Consider the following 15,462-nt stretch of genomic DNA (forward strand, 5'->3'; position numbering starts at 1 on the left):
TGACTTATGTTGCGGTAATGTGATGAAAAAGGGTCTAGAATGAGCCGTGGAATAACTTTCTTCAGTCGCTTCGAGCCAGATATTTTGGCTGGCCGCAAGACCATTACCATTCGGGATGCCGGTGAATCTCACTTTCAACCCGGTGAGGTATTGCGCGTTAGCCGTAATGAAGACAACGTGTTTTTCTGCCAGATTGAAGTGCTGTCAGTCACCCCGGTGCGTCTGGACGGGTTAACCGAGCAGCATGCCCGGCAGGAGAATATGTCGCTCAGCGAACTGAAGCAGGTGATCAAGGAAATCTATCCGGGGCTGGATGAGCTGTTTGTCATCACCTTCGCCAAACGCTGATCTTTAGCCAGACCAGTTGTGAGCCAAGGGCCAGCGCCTGCGGATAGCGTTAATCACAACTGGAGGGAATATGAAAACAACGGGACTAAGTTTGGCGGTAGCACTGTTGGCCATGGCGGGGCTAACTACCCCGGTGCAGGCACAGGAGCAACGTAGCGCCAAAGTCGCGCAATGCGCGGGTCTGCAACCAACGGACGTTGCCGCTCAGGTGAAAAGCGATTTTCTGCAAAACCGCATCACGCGCTGGGAAGCAGATAAAAAGCTGCTGGGCACGGCTACCCCGATAGCCTGGATCAGCCCGGAAGCCATTACCGGTAAAGATGCCGTCTGGCAGGTTCCTTTAACGGTTCGCGGCACCAAACAGGATAAAACCTATAACGTGGTCCTGGACTGTAACGCCGGCAAGATTACCTACAGCGAACCACAGTAATAGCGCAAGTTTCAGAGGGAGGCCTGTATTGGTTACCTGACTGGAAATACTCAGCCCGCCTTATCAGCGGGCTTTTTGTTGCAAACTGTGGGGCTTAGTCGGTGAACGGGATCACTAGTTCGCCCGGTTTCACTTCCAGTCCTTTCGCCAGTTTCTTGGCCATCGCCTCGGTTTTACTGTTATCCGGGTTCAGCACGTAGGCCGGTTTTTGGTCGAAGTAGGATTTCAGCGACTGGTTCAGGTAAGGCGTCAGCGCTTTCATTACCGTCTGCATTTTCTCCGGCTGCACGCTATAGTCGGTCAACTCCATGTCCTTCAGGAATACCGCGCCTTGCTCACGGTCATAGACCGGCTGTGCCTTCAGCGTCAGCTTCAGATCCGCAGTCTGCGGGCCGAGGATCGAGGTAATATTCACTTTAGCATCGCCGGAAAGGGTGACTTTGCCCGGTTCGCTACGGCCAATTTGGCTCTGTAACTGCGTCAGCACGATATTGGCGTTCACTAATCCCGGCACGCCGATCTGCTTCTGATAATCATTATGCTTTTGCAGGTAGTCGTTCACTTCCTGCTCGCTAAGTGTGTATTGGGTCAGCTGGTTGCAGCCGACCAATGCGCCAACAAATGCCAGGGCTGCAACACCCATCATAATTTTTTTCATAAGTACTCACGTGTAGGGGGCCTATCTATCCGCCCTGATTGATATGGGCGCAGTATACCTCGGCCCTTTCGGAACTTGGGATAATATTGATAATGCGCGGGAAATTTGTCACGACCTATCGGATAACGCCGAAACTGCTCAGCGGCGTAAACGCAATGCCAGCAACAATACGCCCCCCAGACAGGCTAACGCACCCAATGTCGGAAACAGCGGGATGCCCCAAAGCCGCACCGAGGATTGCATCAGGTAGGGCGCCAGGCCCAGCGTGAAGGCAGCGGTCACTATGGCAATGGCCAGGGTGACTGCTGCCCGCTCCAGTGCCTGGCTTAACTGGCTGATGTTCTTGAGGTTGATATCGGCGCTGATTTGCCCGCGCTTTAGTCGGCGCATCAGCAGACGCAGGGTTTGTGGAAGTTCTTCGCTTGCGTCCAGTGCTTCACCGCCCAGGGCCAGCATCCTTCGACGCACAGCTTCAGGGGTGTAACGCTGCAGCATCACCTGTTGCAGCATCGGTTTTAGGGTGGCGATGATGTCGAAATTGGGATCCAGCCGGTGCAACACGCCATCTGCGGTGATTAACGCCTTGAACAGCAATACCAGATCCGGTGGCAGCGCCAACTGATGTTCACGCGCCATCACCAGCAGATCGGTCAATGCCTTACCCAGCGTCAGGGTTGCCGAAGCCTGCTTATCGAGAAAGTTTTGCGCCGCCAGTTCCAAATCCAGCAGATCCAGAGGATCGCTGTCCGACCAAGCGATCAAGGTATTGACGATACCGCCGGACTCTCGTTCGGCAATCGCCTGCAGCAACAGCAGCAACTGATTACGCCGCCGTTCGGAAAGTTGGCCGACCATACCGAAATCGATAAAGCCGACGCGGTTATCCGCCAGCGCCATCACGTTGCCCGGGTGCGGATCGGCGTGATAAAGCCGGTGCTCCAGCACCATTTTCATAAAGGCTTTAGCGCCGCGCTGTGCCAGAAGCGGGCCATCAAAGCCGGCGGTTGCCAATTGCTGTGGATTTTCCGGCGCGATGCCGGGCAGAAACTCCTGTACCAGCAGACGTTTTGACGACCATTGCCAGTAAATTTTCGGTATCACTACCTCGGGCTGTTGAGCAAATTGCTGAGCCACCCGTTCACAGTTATTACCTTCGTGAGTCAGGTCCAGTTCGTGATTAAGCGCGGTTGCCAGCGCTCGTACCATTTGGCGCGGCCGGTAGCGGGCCAGTGCCGGACTTTGCTGTTCCACGGTTTCCGCCAGATAGGCAAGCAGGCGCAAATCGGCGTGAATGGTTTTTGCCAGACCAGGGCGCAATACCTTGATCACCACGGCTTCACCGCTGTGCAAACGGGCGCGATAAATCTGTGCCATCGATGCGGCGGCTAGTGGGGCTTCATCAAACTCGGCGAACAGCTGGCGTGGGTCACCACCCAAATCGGCGGTAATTTGCGGTGCCAGTTCGCTCCAGGCCAGGGGTGTCGCCTGGCTGTGCAGGCGATCCAGTTCGTCGGTCCAGCTTGAGTCCAACAGGTCTGAGCGGGTCGCCAGGATCTGGCCGAACTTGACGAAGGTTGGCCCCAGCGCTTCCAGTGCGGCGCGCAAGCGTTGTGGTAAGGTTTGGTTATCCTGTGGCTCACCGCCGCCTTCACCGCCGCTTAGCAGGGTGCTCAGGCCCAGCAGGCGAATTACATCCTGCAGGCCGTAGCGGATCAGTACCGCAGAGATTTCTTTCAGCCTCGCCCGATCGCGGGCGGTAACCAGCACCATTTTCAACATTTGCGCGCTATATCCTAATTGCGGGGGATCACTGTTCCATATCGAACAGCAGCGGAATATCACTGCGCTGCGCCATACGGTTACGATAGGCTTCTACGTTATCCGGCAGCGTAAGCCCGGCGACGATCGACAGCGAACGCAGCAGTGGGAATAGGTGAATATCGTCTTCCGACAGGGTACCGTTCACGGCATCAGGGGAGTCTATCAGCCCGGAAAGCATCTGGAGATCGGCTTCCAGTTGAGCGATTAGATCGGCGCTGTCGGCAAGGTGCGGGGAGAAGTCACCGATTGAAGCCTGTTTTTTGTCGGTAAAATACTGGCGTGCGCTTGCTGTGGCGAACTCTTCGAAATCCGCGTTGGCAAAGCGTGGCAGCAGCAAGTTGAGGCTGTAGCTACCGACCCGCTGTAGCCAGTCGGCGATCGCCGGGTTGATTTTACCGGTCAGCAGGGGTTTACCGTCGAGTTGATCGACGTAATGCACGATATCCATGCTTTCCGGCAGGTAACTGTCGTCGTCTTTTTGCAGAATGGGGGCCATTTTCTTGCCAATCATGCCGATCGGCGTCGCTTCATCATCGTTGAGTAGGGTGACCAGGCGGACGGGCAGATTTTTCAGGCCAAAAATCATGCGGGCTTTAACGCAGAATGGGCAATGATCGTAGATAAACAGTCTCATGCTTGCTCCGGTTGTCAGGTTTTAACAGCAATAGTTATCACAGCATACTGAGGTTGTCGCGAAGAGTTCTTGTTGGAAGGTGCGTTATTGTTGAATGGCCCGCGCAAAGTACGGGGGCCAAAGCAGGCGTTATTTTTTGGTTGGAACGGAGTTGATCACTTCTATCAGATGGATACGCGCCTCTTCCAGATCGATTTTATCCCGTTCGTTGCTGGCGTGGACTATCTGCAACTGCTTGATGATGTCGCTCTTCAGGTCGGCATTTCCCGCAATGATATGGGCCAGCGCTTTTTCTACCAGGGTTGAGCGCGCGTACAGCATGCGCAGGTTCAGTACCATGTGCTCCAGTAACTGCGGTAATTTTGATTCATCGGTCATCGCCAACTTCTCCTGTTTATGCTTTTACTATCAGGATAGCAGCTATGGAAAATTTGGCTGATTTTCTGGCAACTTAGAGAAAATCCTTAGCCCCCCGAGGCAATCACCGGTGCGCTGCTGCGCGGGTTGAACTGCCAGTAAAGTGCGAACAGGGTAATAAAGCCTGTGATACCCAGCAGTAGCCACGGCAGTTCCGGCATGTTCAGCGAGTGGCCGGTGTCGTACATCCAGCCGCCGCCGGTGTAACCCAGTGCGCCGCCCAACGCCAGCCCCAGGCGGCTGAACCCCATGTAGCTGCCGCGTGCGCGTGGATCGGCCAGCGAGGCACTGAGGGTTTCACGCGCTGGCTCGGCGATGATGGAACCGAGATAGAAACAGCAGATCAGGGTAAAGACGCCCTGCAGGCTGGTTGCCAGCCCAACCGGTATCAGGCTGAGGGTCATGAGCAGCAGACCGGCCATCAATCGCTGTTCCAGCCGAAAACGTTTTTCGCTCCAGCGAGCCAGTGGGTACAGCAGCGAAAGCGACAGCGCGGCTTCGATGGCATACATCCATTTTACCGCCGTGGGTGAACCGGCGATTTCATTGACCACGATCGGCAGCATCAACATCACCTGCACCGACAGCATATAGTAGCCGGTCAACGTCAGCACGTAGGTCAGGAAACGGCGGTCACGCAGTACGCGCATCATGCCTTCCTTCATCGGGGTGCGGACCGTAGAAATACGGTATGCCGGCAGCAGCCAGGCGTTCCAGCACGCGGCCAACACGAAAATGCCCGCGCCGACCCAGCAAACGAAGTGGAAATCATATTGCAGCAGCCAACTGCCGATCAGGGCGCCAATCACCGCCCCGGCACTGTCCTGCATCATTAACAGGGAGTAAAAACGGCCACGCTCATGCGGACGAGTGAGCTTAATCACCAGCGCGGTGCGTGGTGGGTCAAACAAGGTGCCACCGAGGGCGGAAAGGGCGCAGGAGAACCACAGCAACCAGGGTTGATCGGCCATTGCCATGGTGGCGAAACCGGCCGCGCGCATCAGCATGCCAGTGACGATCATCGGTTTGGCACCAAATCGGTCGGCGATTGCTCCGCCAAAAATGCCCAATCCCTGTTGGATTAATTGCCGTAAACCCAGTGCGGCACCGACCACCACGGCCGCCCAGCCAAGCTGATCGACAAAGCGAATCGAAATAAGTGGAAAGACAACAAAAAAACCTAAAACCACTAACAGGTTATCGAGTAATAGAAAATACTTACCCAAGCTCCGAGCTTGCGATACCAGAGACATGCTTCACCACGGGCAATTAAGGGGAGAGGAGTGCGACCGCCCTAGTTTGTACCCATTCCCGGATTGCCGATAGGGGCGAGGAAGATAATATTTTTTTATCGTCAATACGTTACCTGCACGGCAAAACAGCACGAAAATAGCCGTAAAATGGCCAATCGCTTATTTACTGAGCTGTCGGGATTTTACCTCCGGGGCAGGCTACGGTTATATTAAATGAGGGTAAGTGCGGTTCTGCGCCGCTGTTTAAAAAATAATGGCCCAGGATAGGTTCGTCGCAGGATGAATATCCAGACATGCGCCCAATAAATACTTCTTATCGAACCGTTCTGACCGCGGGGGAAATGATGTTTGGCTATCGCTCTGCATCACCAAAAGTACGCCTCACCACCGACCGGCTGGTTGTCCGTTTAGTTCATGAACGCGATGCCTACCGGCTGGCGGAATACTATGCCGAAAATCGAGCCTTTCTTAAGCCTTGGGAACCGGTTCGGGATGAAAGCCATTGTTATCCTTCCGGCTGGCAGGCACGGCTTGGGATGATCACCGAAATGCAAAAACAGGGCAGCGCCTACTATTTTATCCTGCTCGATCAGGAAGAACATGAAGTGCAGGGCGTGGCGAACTTCAGCAATGTGCTGCGTGGTTCTTTCCATGCCTGTTTCCTCGGTTATTCATTGGCCGAAAAATGGCAGGGGCAAGGACTGATGTATGAAGCGCTGCAGTCCGCAATCCGCTATATGCTGCGTCAGCAGCGAATGCATCGCATTATGGCCAACTACATGCCGCACAATCAGCGCAGCGGCGCGTTGTTGACCCGCCTGGGATTTGAACGTGAAGGCTATGCCAAGGATTATCTGCTGATCGACGGGCAGTGGCAGGATCACGTACTGACGGCATTAACCAATAAAGAATGGCTACCGCCACGCTGAGGCCAGAAAATGAAATATGAATTAAGCGCTAAAGAAGCCAGGGTAATTGGTTGCCTGCTGGAAAAGCAGGTGACTACCCCGGACCAGTATCCCCTTTCTCTCAATGGCATCCAGCTTGCCTGCAACCAGAAAACCAACCGCGAACCGGTGATGGAGCTGACGGAAAGCGAAGTGCAGCAAATTCTCGACCTGTTGCTAAAGAAACATTTTCTGCGCACCCTCAGCGGCTTCGGCAATCGAGTGGTCAAATATGAGCACCGTTTCTGTAATTCGGAGTTTGGTCAGCTAAAACTGTCTGCCGCCGAGGTGGCGGTGGTTGCCACCTTGTTGCTTCGTGGCGCGCAAACTCCCGGTGAACTGCGCACTCGCACTAACCGTATGCATGAGTTTAATGACGTTACTGAAGTGGAGCAGGTGCTGACGAATCTGAGCGCCCGAGAGGATGGCCCCTTTGTGGTGCGTCTGGCGCGCGAGCCGGGCAAGCGTGAAAGCCGGTTTATGCATTTGTTCTGCGGCCAGATTGACGAGGAACCGGCAGAAGCAGCTCCGGCCAATGACACTGAATTGAGCCAGCGCGTCAGCGTATTGGAAAACGAAGTGGCACAGTTAAAACAGCAAGTGCATGCGCTTTTGCTGCGGGAGAGCGAATGACTAAATTACGTGTTGGCGTCGTGGGGTTGGGCGGTATTGCGCAAAAAGCCTATTTGCCGATCCTGAGTCAGGCAGCGGACTGGACGCTGGTCGGCGGTTTCTCCCCCAACCAGCAAAAGGCGCAACCGCTCTGCGACAGCTATCGGATGGCCTGTTTTTCCGGGCTGGACACTTTGGCTCAGCAATGCGATGCCGTTTTCGTGCACAGCAGTACCGCCAGTCATTTTCAGGTTATTAGCGAATTACTGCGTTACGGCGTTCATGTCTATGTCGACAAGCCGCTGGCGGAGACGGTTGAACAAGGCGAGCAGTTGATCGCCCTGGCTGAAAAGCAGGGCAAAACGCTGATGGTGGGTTTTAACCGTCGTTTTGCGCCGTTATATCGTCAGTTGAAGCAACAGATGCAGCAACCGGCCTCGGTTCGCATGGATAAACACCGTGCCGACAGCGTCGGGCCAAATAGCCTGCGCTTGACCCTGCTGGACGATTATCTGCACGTGGTGGATACCGCGCTGTGGCTGGGTGGCGATGGGGGAAAATTACTCAGCGGTAGCTTGCGAGCCACGGCGGCCGGTGAGTTGATGTATGCCGAGCATCATTTTGAGTGCGGTGAAACGTTGGTGACCACCAGTATGCATCGCCGCGCTGGCAGCCAGCGCGAAAGCGTGCAGGCAGTAACCGATGGCGCAGTCTATCAGTTGAGCGATATGCGTCAGTGGCTGCGGGAAGACTCACAAGGTGTGCTGGAGCAACCGGCGCCAGGCTGGCAGACCACTTTGGCACAGCGCGGCTTTGACGGTGCAGTTCGTCATTTTATTACTTCTGTCAGCAACCAGACGCAGCCGGAAACCGCCGGAGAACAGGCGATTGCAGCTCAAAGGGTGATTGAAAAACTGTTGTGCGATACCGGCTTATAAGGTAACTCCATGTAACATATGGCGGTAGCTATTCTGCCGGGGATGAGTAAACTTAGCCGATAGTTTTACTGACGCCTGCTGATGCAGGCGTCGACATTTACAGGGCACATCAGAAAAACCACATGAACCTACTAAAATCGTTGGCCGCCGTCAGCTCTATGACGATGTTTTCGCGGGTGCTGGGCTTTGCTCGTGACGCTATCGTGGCGCGGGTATTTGGCGCCGGAATGGCAACAGATGCCTTCTTCGTGGCGTTCAAGCTGCCTAACCTTCTGCGGCGTATTTTTGCCGAGGGCGCATTTTCTCAAGCCTTTGTACCGATCCTGGCCGAATATAAAAACCAGCAGGGTGACGAGGCGACACGTACCTTTATTTCCTACGTTTCTGGTCTGTTGACGCTGATACTGGCGTTGGTCACGGTGTTGGGTATGCTGGCCGCCCCCTGGGTTATCTACATTACCGCTCCGGGTTTTGTCGATTCACCGGACAAATTTGCTCTGACGTCATCATTGCTGCGCGTTACCTTCCCCTATATTTTGCTGATTTCGCTGGCTTCGCTGGTCGGCTCGATCCTCAATACCTGGAACCGTTTCTCGATCCCGGCGTTTGCGCCAACCTTGTTGAACATCAGCATGATCGGTTTCGCGCTGTTTGCCGCGCCATACTTCAATCCACCGGTGATGGCGCTGGCCTGGGCGGTGGTGGTCGGTGGGGTACTGCAGCTGGGTTATCAACTGCCGCACCTGAAGAAAATCGGCATGTTGGTACTGCCGCGTATCAAACTTGGTGATGCCGGGGTATGGCGTGTGATGCGTCAGATGGGGCCGGCAATTTTTGGCGTTTCGGTTAGCCAGATTTCACTGATCATCAACACCATTTTTGCCTCGTTCCTGGTCTCGGGCTCGGTTTCCTGGATGTATTATGCCGACCGTCTGATGGAGTTTCCTTCCGGGGTGTTGGGTGTGGCATTGGGCACTATTTTGTTGCCGTCGCTGGCAAAAAGCTTCTCCAGCGGTAACCACGACGAATATTCCCGACTGATGGACTGGGGGCTGCGTCTGTGCTTCCTGCTGGCGCTGCCGAGTGCTATCGCGCTGGGTATTTTGGCCAAGCCGTTGACCGTTTCGTTGTTCCAGTACGGCAAGTTCAGTGCCTTTGATGCCGCCATGACTCAGCGTGCGCTGGTGGCCTATTCGGTCGGGCTGATGGGGTTAATCGTGGTTAAGGTGTTGGCGCCAGGATTCTATTCACGCCAGGACATTAAAACGCCGGTTAAAATCGCCATTATCACGCTGATTTTAACCCAGGTGATGAACCTGATGTTTATCGGTCCACTGAAACATGCCGGGCTTTCGCTGTCGATTGGTCTCGGGGCCTGCCTTAACGCTTCGCTGCTGTACTGGCAGTTGCGTAAGCAGAAGATTTTCCATCCCCAGCCGGGTTGGGCGATGTTCCTGACCAAGCTGATGATTGCGGTAATGGTGATGTCGGTGGTGCTAGTCGGTGTGATGTGGCTAATGCCGGCCTGGGATCAGGGCAATATGCTGGAGCGCTTGCTGCGTCTGGCGGTCGTGGTAGTCACCGGCGTGGTGGCTTACTTTGGCGTATTGGCTGGATTGGGCTTCCGGCCACGCGACTTCGCCCGCCGGGTGGCATAAACGGATATTGCCGTTGCCAAAGCATAAAAAAGGGTCGCCTTTCGGCGACCCTTTAGGTTGCTGACAAAGCAGGAAAAAGCGTGGTTTTTCCTGCTTTGTGGTGAGCAGCCGAAAATCAATAAATTGATTTTCCTGATTTTTGTTTATCGGCCTCTACTCGCTCTGGGCAGGAATGAGGTTTGTCATCAGTCTGAAGGGTCGCCTCTCGGCGACCCTTTTTCGTATTCAACCCCGAGAGGTTACATACGTTCGACGGTTTCGATGCCCAGCGTATCCAGACCGGCTTTCAGCGTTTTGGCGGTCAACAAGGCCAGTTTCAGGCGGCTCTGACGCGCTTCTTCGCTGTCCGCATTGAGGATCTGGCAGTGCTCGTAGAAGCCGGAGAACAGGCCCGCGAGGTCATACAGGTAGCTACACATCACGTGTGGGGTGCCTTCGCGCGCTACTGTGGTGATCACTTCTTCAAACTGCAGCAGACGGGTTGCCAGCGTGATTTCACGCTCTTCGGTCATCACCAGTGGCAGGGTCAGATTGCTTTCATCGACACCGGCGCGTTTGAACACCGAGGCAACGCGGGTATAGGCATACTGCATATAAGGTGCGGTATTGCCTTCAAACGCCAGCATGTTGTCCCAGTCGAAGATGTAATCGGTAGTCCGGCTTTTCGACAGGTCGGCGTATTTTACCGCACCGATGCCAACGGCATTGGCCAGGCTTTGCATTTCTTCTGCCGGCATATCCGGGTTTTTCTCGGCGATCAGTTTACCGGCGCGATCCACCGCTTCATCCAGCAGATCGGACAGTTTCACCGTGCCACCTGAGCGGGTTTTGAACGGCTTGCCGTCTTTACCCAGCATCATGCCGAACATGTGGTGTTCCAACGACAGCGAGTCCGGTATATAGCCGGCTTTGCGCACGATGGTCCAGGCCTGCATCAGATGTTGGTGCTGACGCGAGTCGATGTAATACAGCACACGATCGGCACCCAGCGTTTCATAACGGTATTTGGCACAGGCGATATCCGTAGTGGTGTACAGGTAGCCACCATCCTTTTTCTGGATGATGACACCCATTGGCTCGCCGTCTTTATTCTTGTATTCATCGAGGAATACCACGGTGGCGCCTTCGCTTTCCACCGCCAGCCCCTTGGCCTTGAGATCGGCAACAATCCCCGGCAGCATCGAGTTGTACAGACTTTCACCCATCACGTCGTCTTCGGTCAGGGTGACGTTCAGACGGTTATAGGTCAGCTGATTTTGCGCCATGGTAATGTCGACCAGCTTGCGCCACATCTTCAGGCAGTACTGATCGCCGCCTTGTAGTTTCACCACATAGGCGCGAGCGCGTTCGGCAAAATCGGCGTCTTCATCGTAGTGTTTCTTTGCTTCACGGTAGAACTGTTCCAGGTCGGACAGAGCCATATCGCTGGCGTTCTCGTTCTGCATTTTTTCCAGATAGGCGATTAACATGCCGAACTGGGTGCCCCAGTCGCCAACGTGGTTAGCGCGGATCACCTTATGGCCCAGGAACTCCTGGGTACGTGCGGCGGCGTCACCGATAATGGTGGAGCGCAAGTGGCCAACGTGCATTTCTTTCGCCACGTTGGGGGCAGAGTAGTCAATAACGATAGTCTGTTGCTTGACCGGTGCAATATCCAGTTTTGGCGCACTCAGCACGCGATCGGCTTGCTGGGCAACCCATTGGCTGTTCAGGAAAATATTGATAAAGCCGGGACCGGCGATTTCCACTTTGCTGGCGACGTCGCCGAGGTCAAGCAGTTGCACCACTTTTTCCGCCAACTGGCGCGGCGGCATGCCGAGTTTTTTGGCGACTGACATCACGCCATTGGCCTGATAATCACCGAACTGTGCTTTTGCTGATTGACGGACCTGCGCTTCGCAATCGGCTGGAGCGCCTGCGGCAATCAGCGCCTGGCTGACTTTATCTGAAAGAAGAACCTGAATATTCACCGGGTTACCTTAATGACGAACGAGGGGCCGTATGCCATGCCCCTGCGGGATTCAAAGGTGGTTTTTTTGGCTGCGCGTCAACACGGCGGCCCACCACAAAACAGCCTGTAATTGTAACTGATTTGATGGGTTACGTCAGCAGTTGGCGTGGGAGGATTGGGGGAAAGTCTTGGTTCATTAATGCCCGTCTACAATGAGTGACGGAGGCAGAGTGAACGGCATACGAGAAAAACATGGATGGGATAAAATGGAATCAGCAGAACTAGTGTTTTTTGTTTCGGCGGCCGGCATCCAGCGTGTTATTGCGACGTGATTTAAAATGACGATATATCGCATAGGCAGCAATAACTACCAATAGCAAAGAAACTATTAAAAGGAACATAAATGATTATCTCTGACTCAATTTTCACTAAAGTAGCTCAATTGATATTTCCAAGCAATTACCGTAATCTTGTTTAGGAAGAATCTCATGCTGGTTTTATTGCAAAGTCTTTAGTTAACAGGTGGTTGGTTTTTATTTTTTAATGGATGTTCATTCCTGGGTGTTTTTGCTACGTATGAATTAACTATTTCTTAAGCATTTATGAATGTTGGCAGTGGTGAATTATTTTGCTTAATAAGTTAGCAATATTTTCAGTGCTCTGGTCATAAGAAAAAACTATAAACTTATGCCATAGCCTTTTTCGGGAATTAAAGGTTGAAAAAGTAAAATCTGCAGTGTAATAAAAACGCGAAAAATTATTCTTTTGTGCTTTTTATGTTCAACAAATAGCCACTTTATCTTGGCGTTCTAGTTGAGAGCAAAAAATATTAACTTGCCGCGTCAGCCGGGTGGCTAGCAGCGCCTCAGCCGTGTAAATTACACCTCCTGAAAATCGCTTTCCGTAGTATCGAGGACGCTATGACCACTTTCCCGGCGATGGCCGAACTTAACGATTTAGCGCTGGATTTACCCCGCTTTGAACTGGCGTTGAGCCGGTTCGCCGAAAAACTGCATTTAGATTTGTCCCAGTTTACTGCGGATCATATCTCGGTACGTTGCCATCAAAACACCACGGCCGATCGCTGGCGGCAGGGGTTTGAACACTGTGGCTCACTGTTGTCAGAATCGATGATTAATGGCCGTCCTATATGCTTGTTTGATCTCCAGCAACCGCTCAAGGTCGGGCCATGGTTGATCGACTGCGTGGAGCTGCCCTATCCCGGCGATAAACGTTATCCGCACGAGGGCTGGGAACATGTGGAGCTGGTGCTGAGTGGCGAACCGGCCACTTTGTATGCGCGGGCGTTAAGCCATCTGCCCGATGAAGCGTTGCTGGCTCCTGGGATTAAATTGAAGCAGAGTTCACCACAGGGTGAGGGCGAACGTTTACCTAACCCGACACTGGCGATCACCGATGGGACTGTGACTATCAAATTTCATCCTTATTCCATCCGGGAAATCGTCGCCAGCGAGCAAGCCTAATTTGGCATCAGCGCCTGGGTCGCCAGCATCATGCGATCCAGCGCCTGACTCAGCAGTTCGCGCCGGCAACCAAAATTCAAACGCACAAAATGGCGGCTGCCAAAATCCAGCCCCGGACTTAACCCGACGCCAGCCTGTTCAAAAAAGGCGTGCGGGTTATCGACCTTCAGTTGGCTGCAGTCGATCCAGGCCAGGTAAGTGGCTTCGATGGGTTGCAGCAACAGTCCGGGCATGGCATTAATACGCTCGGTCACCAAATCACGATTGGCGCGCAGATAAATCAGCAGCGCGTCCAGCCAGTCTTGGCCATGCTGGTAGGCGGCTTGGGCGGCAACCAGCGCCAGTACGTCCACCTCTGGCACGATGCCGCTGCGAGCACGGGTCAGCTTCTGGCGTAACTGCGGGTTGGGGACAATCGCCATCGAAGCCCCCAGCCCGGCAATGTTGAAGGTTTTCGACGGCGACATCAGTGTGATGCTGCGCTGGGCCGCATCTTCATTCAAGGTGGCAAAGGGGATGTGCTCGCAGCTGGGCTCCAGCAGCAGGTCGCAATGAATTTCGTCCGAACAAACTGTCAGATCATGGGCAAGGGCAAACTCATGATGCTGCAGTAACTCCTGTCGACGATAAACCGTACCGCCCGGATTTTGCGGATTGCACAACAACAGTAATTTATCTTTGCCACTGAGCTGTCCGGTAATGGTGCTGAAATCCAACAGCCAGCGACGGTCGTGCAGCGTCAACGGCACGGGCAACTGGGGGCGTCCGGCGAATTTCGCAGCTTTGCGAAACGGGGGATAAATTGGTGACGGTGCCAGAGTGCCTTCTCCTTCTGCGGTAAAGGCACGCACGCATAAATTAAGGCCGCAAACCAGGCCAGGCAGGAAAATCAGCCATTCGGGTTTGATACGCCAGCCGTAACGTTCCAGCATGCGGCGGGTAAAGACCTCAATAAGTTCTGATGAGGGATGGCTGTAGCCGAATACCGCATGTGCTACACGCTGCTGTAATGCGTCGATGATGGCCGGCGGTGACAGGAAGTCGGTATCAGCGACCCAGAGTGGAATAATGTCGCGGTCGCGATATTTATCCCACTTAACACTGTCACTGTGACTACGGTCTACCCATTGATCAAAATTGAATGCCATAGTTACTACCCTGTATAGGTTGATACCTTTTTATCAGCCTAAGAGATAAATTGAAAAATTAACAATTGCCGTCGCAGGTTAGCCGTCATCTGGGGGTGACAATGATAAAATTGGAAGTTTGTTGCTATAGCGTCGATTGCGCGCTGACGGCTGAGCGGGCAGGTGCCGATCGCATAGAATTGTGCTCCAGCCCGAGTGAGGGCGGTTTGACACCCAGCTACGGCTCATTGCGCCTGGCGCGCGACAAAGTCAGCGTGCCGGTGCATCCTATTATTCGTCCGCGCGGTGGGGACTTTTGCTACGGGGCGGTGGATTTTGATGTGATCAAGCATGATATCGCACAGATCCGCGATATGGGTTTTGCCGGCGTGGTGGTCGGCATGCTGGATGAAGAAGGGCATATCGACCTGCCGCGCATGCGCGAAGTGATGCGCTTGAGTGGCAATATGGCGGTGACCTTTCACCGCGCGTTTGATATGTGCCAGAACCCGATGGTCGCGCTCAATCAACTAACCCAGTTGGGCGTTACGCGGATACTGACTTCCGGCCAGCAGCAAAATGCGGAGCTGGGTTTACCCTTGCTGCGTGATCTGTTGCAGGCCAGTCAGGGGCCGATAATTATGGCCGGTGCCGGCGTGCGCTTGAGCAATCTGCATAAATTTGTCGATATCGGTATTCAGGAGCTGCACAGTTCATCCGGTCATGCGGTGCCTTCGACCATGCGTTATCGCAAAGCCGGCGTGACCATGTGTTCAGACAGTGAGTTTGATGAATTTAGCCATTATTGCGTGGATGGCGAAATGGTAGAAGCCATGAAAAACTCGTTGGCGCTGGTCGATCCACTGGTGCAAAGTGCCTAGCTAAGCTGTTTTCAAACCGAAAGGTCGATGGATCAGTAAGTGCACATCAGAACCCGGCAAAACCGAACTGGCAGCGCTTTATTTGGATTGTGCCGTTCAAACGACCCCTTCAAATCTGACGCAGGAGTACCGAATTCTGATACAGGTTTATTCTGCCGGGTAAGGTAGCCATGTCATGGTGCAGGTTAACGGTGTGGCAGGGCTGGCCACGCCGGACGGTAATGACAAGGTTAAACCATTGGAATGCAAATCCAGCGGTGTGTTGGAAAAGGATTTACTGGAAGCCTTGCGAAAGTAAGAGAG

General features: G+C 53.8%; 16 protein-coding genes. 9 read left to right on the forward strand and 7 right to left on the reverse strand.

Features of this window, described 5'->3' with window-relative positions:
- Positions 1–39 precede the first annotated feature (39 nt).
- Complete coding sequence (gene yqfB, locus ACUTQ5_RS06860; protein ID WP_445650629.1) at positions 40–348, forward strand: N(4)-acetylcytidine aminohydrolase; 309 nt, start codon at positions 40–42, stop codon at positions 346–348.
- 70 nt (positions 349–418) lie between these two features.
- The gene (yebF, locus tag ACUTQ5_RS06865; protein ID WP_445650630.1) at positions 419–778 is read left to right on the forward strand and encodes a protein YebF; all 360 of its coding nucleotides are present in this window, start codon (positions 419–421) and stop codon (positions 776–778) included.
- A gap of 94 nt (positions 779–872) precedes the next feature.
- Here yebF and ACUTQ5_RS06870 read toward each other — a convergent pair whose 3' ends face one another.
- The 5 genes from ACUTQ5_RS06870 to mdtH all read right to left on the reverse strand — a co-directional run bounded on the left by ACUTQ5_RS06870 (position 873) and on the right by mdtH (position 5,561).
- Entirely contained in the window at positions 873–1,436 is a 564-nt protein-coding gene (locus tag ACUTQ5_RS06870) for a lipoprotein (protein WP_445650631.1), read from the reverse strand.
- A 138-nt stretch (positions 1,437–1,574) separates the two neighbouring features.
- Entirely contained in the window at positions 1,575–3,215 is a 1,641-nt protein-coding gene (locus ACUTQ5_RS06875; RefSeq protein ID WP_445650632.1) for an ABC1 kinase family protein, read from the reverse strand.
- A 28-nt stretch (positions 3,216–3,243) separates the two neighbouring features.
- Positions 3,244–3,891 (reverse strand): glutaredoxin 2, encoded by a 648-nt coding sequence (gene grxB, locus ACUTQ5_RS06880; protein WP_445650633.1) that lies wholly within the window; start codon positions 3,889–3,891, stop codon positions 3,244–3,246.
- Between the two features lie 129 nt (positions 3,892–4,020).
- Positions 4,021–4,269 (reverse strand): hypothetical protein, encoded by a 249-nt coding sequence (locus ACUTQ5_RS06885; protein ID WP_445650634.1) that lies wholly within the window; start codon positions 4,267–4,269, stop codon positions 4,021–4,023.
- Between the two features lie 86 nt (positions 4,270–4,355).
- Positions 4,356–5,561: a multidrug efflux MFS transporter MdtH gene (gene mdtH / locus ACUTQ5_RS06890; RefSeq protein ID WP_445650635.1), complete on the reverse strand. Its 1,206-nt coding sequence runs from the start codon at positions 5,559–5,561 to the stop codon at positions 4,356–4,358.
- Between the two features lie 344 nt (positions 5,562–5,905).
- Between mdtH and rimJ the strand changes: the two genes are divergently transcribed.
- From rimJ to murJ, 4 genes are all read left to right on the forward strand, one after another.
- Positions 5,906–6,490, forward strand: a complete 585-nt coding sequence (gene rimJ, locus ACUTQ5_RS06895; RefSeq protein ID WP_174353424.1) for a ribosomal protein S5-alanine N-acetyltransferase — start codon at positions 5,906–5,908, stop codon at positions 6,488–6,490.
- Positions 6,491–6,499: 9 nt separating this feature from the next.
- Entirely contained in the window at positions 6,500–7,141 is a 642-nt protein-coding gene (locus ACUTQ5_RS06900; RefSeq protein WP_445650636.1) for a YceH family protein, read from the forward strand.
- Positions 7,138–8,058, forward strand: coding sequence for a Gfo/Idh/MocA family protein (locus ACUTQ5_RS06905; protein ID WP_445650637.1), 921 nt, complete (start codon positions 7,138–7,140; stop codon positions 8,056–8,058). Before ACUTQ5_RS06900 ends, ACUTQ5_RS06905 begins: the two co-directional genes overlap by 4 nt.
- Positions 8,059–8,180: 122 nt before the next feature.
- Positions 8,181–9,716, forward strand: coding sequence for a murein biosynthesis integral membrane protein MurJ (murJ, locus tag ACUTQ5_RS06910; RefSeq protein ID WP_445650638.1), 1,536 nt, complete (start codon positions 8,181–8,183; stop codon positions 9,714–9,716).
- A gap of 239 nt (positions 9,717–9,955) precedes the next feature.
- Here the strand turns inward: murJ and argS are convergent, their stop codons facing one another.
- Positions 9,956–11,686: an arginine--tRNA ligase gene (gene argS / locus ACUTQ5_RS06915; RefSeq protein WP_445650639.1), complete on the reverse strand. Its 1,731-nt coding sequence runs from the start codon at positions 11,684–11,686 to the stop codon at positions 9,956–9,958.
- Between the two features lie 901 nt (positions 11,687–12,587).
- Between argS and ACUTQ5_RS06920 the strand changes: the two genes are divergently transcribed.
- The gene (locus ACUTQ5_RS06920) at positions 12,588–13,151 is read left to right on the forward strand and encodes a VOC family protein (RefSeq protein WP_261413644.1); all 564 of its coding nucleotides are present in this window, start codon (positions 12,588–12,590) and stop codon (positions 13,149–13,151) included.
- Here the strand turns inward: ACUTQ5_RS06920 and ACUTQ5_RS06925 are convergent.
- On the reverse strand, positions 13,148–14,299 hold the full coding sequence (locus ACUTQ5_RS06925) for a MalY/PatB family protein (RefSeq protein ID WP_445650640.1): 1,152 nt from the start codon (positions 14,297–14,299) through the stop codon (positions 13,148–13,150). The genes ACUTQ5_RS06920 and ACUTQ5_RS06925 overlap by 4 nt on opposite strands.
- A 101-nt stretch (positions 14,300–14,400) precedes the next feature.
- Between ACUTQ5_RS06925 and cutC the strand changes: the two genes are divergently transcribed.
- Together cutC and ACUTQ5_RS06935 are read left to right on the forward strand one after the other, a co-directional pair.
- A complete protein-coding gene (gene cutC, locus ACUTQ5_RS06930) occupies positions 14,401–15,159 on the forward strand; it encodes a copper homeostasis protein CutC (protein WP_445650641.1) in 759 nt (252 codons plus the stop codon).
- 175 nt (positions 15,160–15,334) lie between these two features.
- Positions 15,335–15,457 (forward strand): hypothetical protein, encoded by a 123-nt coding sequence (locus tag ACUTQ5_RS06935; protein WP_445650642.1) that lies wholly within the window; start codon positions 15,335–15,337, stop codon positions 15,455–15,457.
- Positions 15,458–15,462 lie beyond the last annotated feature (5 nt).

The sequence above is a fragment of the Serratia sp. NA_112.1 genome, from assembly GCF_052691715.1.

Coding starts and splice junctions, on each gene's coding strand:
- yqfB (WP_445650629.1), top strand. CDS start 40: ATGAGCCGTGGAATAACTTTCTTCAGTCGCTTCGAGCCAGATATTTTG.
- rimJ (WP_174353424.1), top strand. CDS start 5,906: ATGTTTGGCTATCGCTCTGCATCACCAAAAGTACGCCTCACCACCGAC.
- cutC (WP_445650641.1), top strand. CDS start 14,401: ATGATAAAATTGGAAGTTTGTTGCTATAGCGTCGATTGCGCGCTGACG.
- ACUTQ5_RS06870 (WP_445650631.1), bottom strand. CDS start 1,436: ATGAAAAAAATTATGATGGGTGTTGCAGCCCTGGCATTTGTTGGCGCA.
- murJ (WP_445650638.1), top strand. CDS start 8,181: ATGAACCTACTAAAATCGTTGGCCGCCGTCAGCTCTATGACGATGTTT.
- grxB (WP_445650633.1), bottom strand. CDS start 3,891: ATGAGACTGTTTATCTACGATCATTGCCCATTCTGCGTTAAAGCCCGC.
- ACUTQ5_RS06935 (WP_445650642.1), top strand. CDS start 15,335: ATGGTGCAGGTTAACGGTGTGGCAGGGCTGGCCACGCCGGACGGTAAT.
- ACUTQ5_RS06900 (WP_445650636.1), top strand. CDS start 6,500: ATGAAATATGAATTAAGCGCTAAAGAAGCCAGGGTAATTGGTTGCCTG.
- ACUTQ5_RS06875 (WP_445650632.1), bottom strand. CDS start 3,215: ATGTTGAAAATGGTGCTGGTTACCGCCCGCGATCGGGCGAGGCTGAAA.
- ACUTQ5_RS06920 (WP_261413644.1), top strand. CDS start 12,588: ATGACCACTTTCCCGGCGATGGCCGAACTTAACGATTTAGCGCTGGAT.
- ACUTQ5_RS06885 (WP_445650634.1), bottom strand. CDS start 4,269: ATGACCGATGAATCAAAATTACCGCAGTTACTGGAGCACATGGTACTG.
- ACUTQ5_RS06905 (WP_445650637.1), top strand. CDS start 7,138: ATGACTAAATTACGTGTTGGCGTCGTGGGGTTGGGCGGTATTGCGCAA.
- mdtH (WP_445650635.1), bottom strand. CDS start 5,561: ATGTCTCTGGTATCGCAAGCTCGGAGCTTGGGTAAGTATTTTCTATTA.
- yebF (WP_445650630.1), top strand. CDS start 419: ATGAAAACAACGGGACTAAGTTTGGCGGTAGCACTGTTGGCCATGGCG.
- ACUTQ5_RS06925 (WP_445650640.1), bottom strand. CDS start 14,299: ATGGCATTCAATTTTGATCAATGGGTAGACCGTAGTCACAGTGACAGT.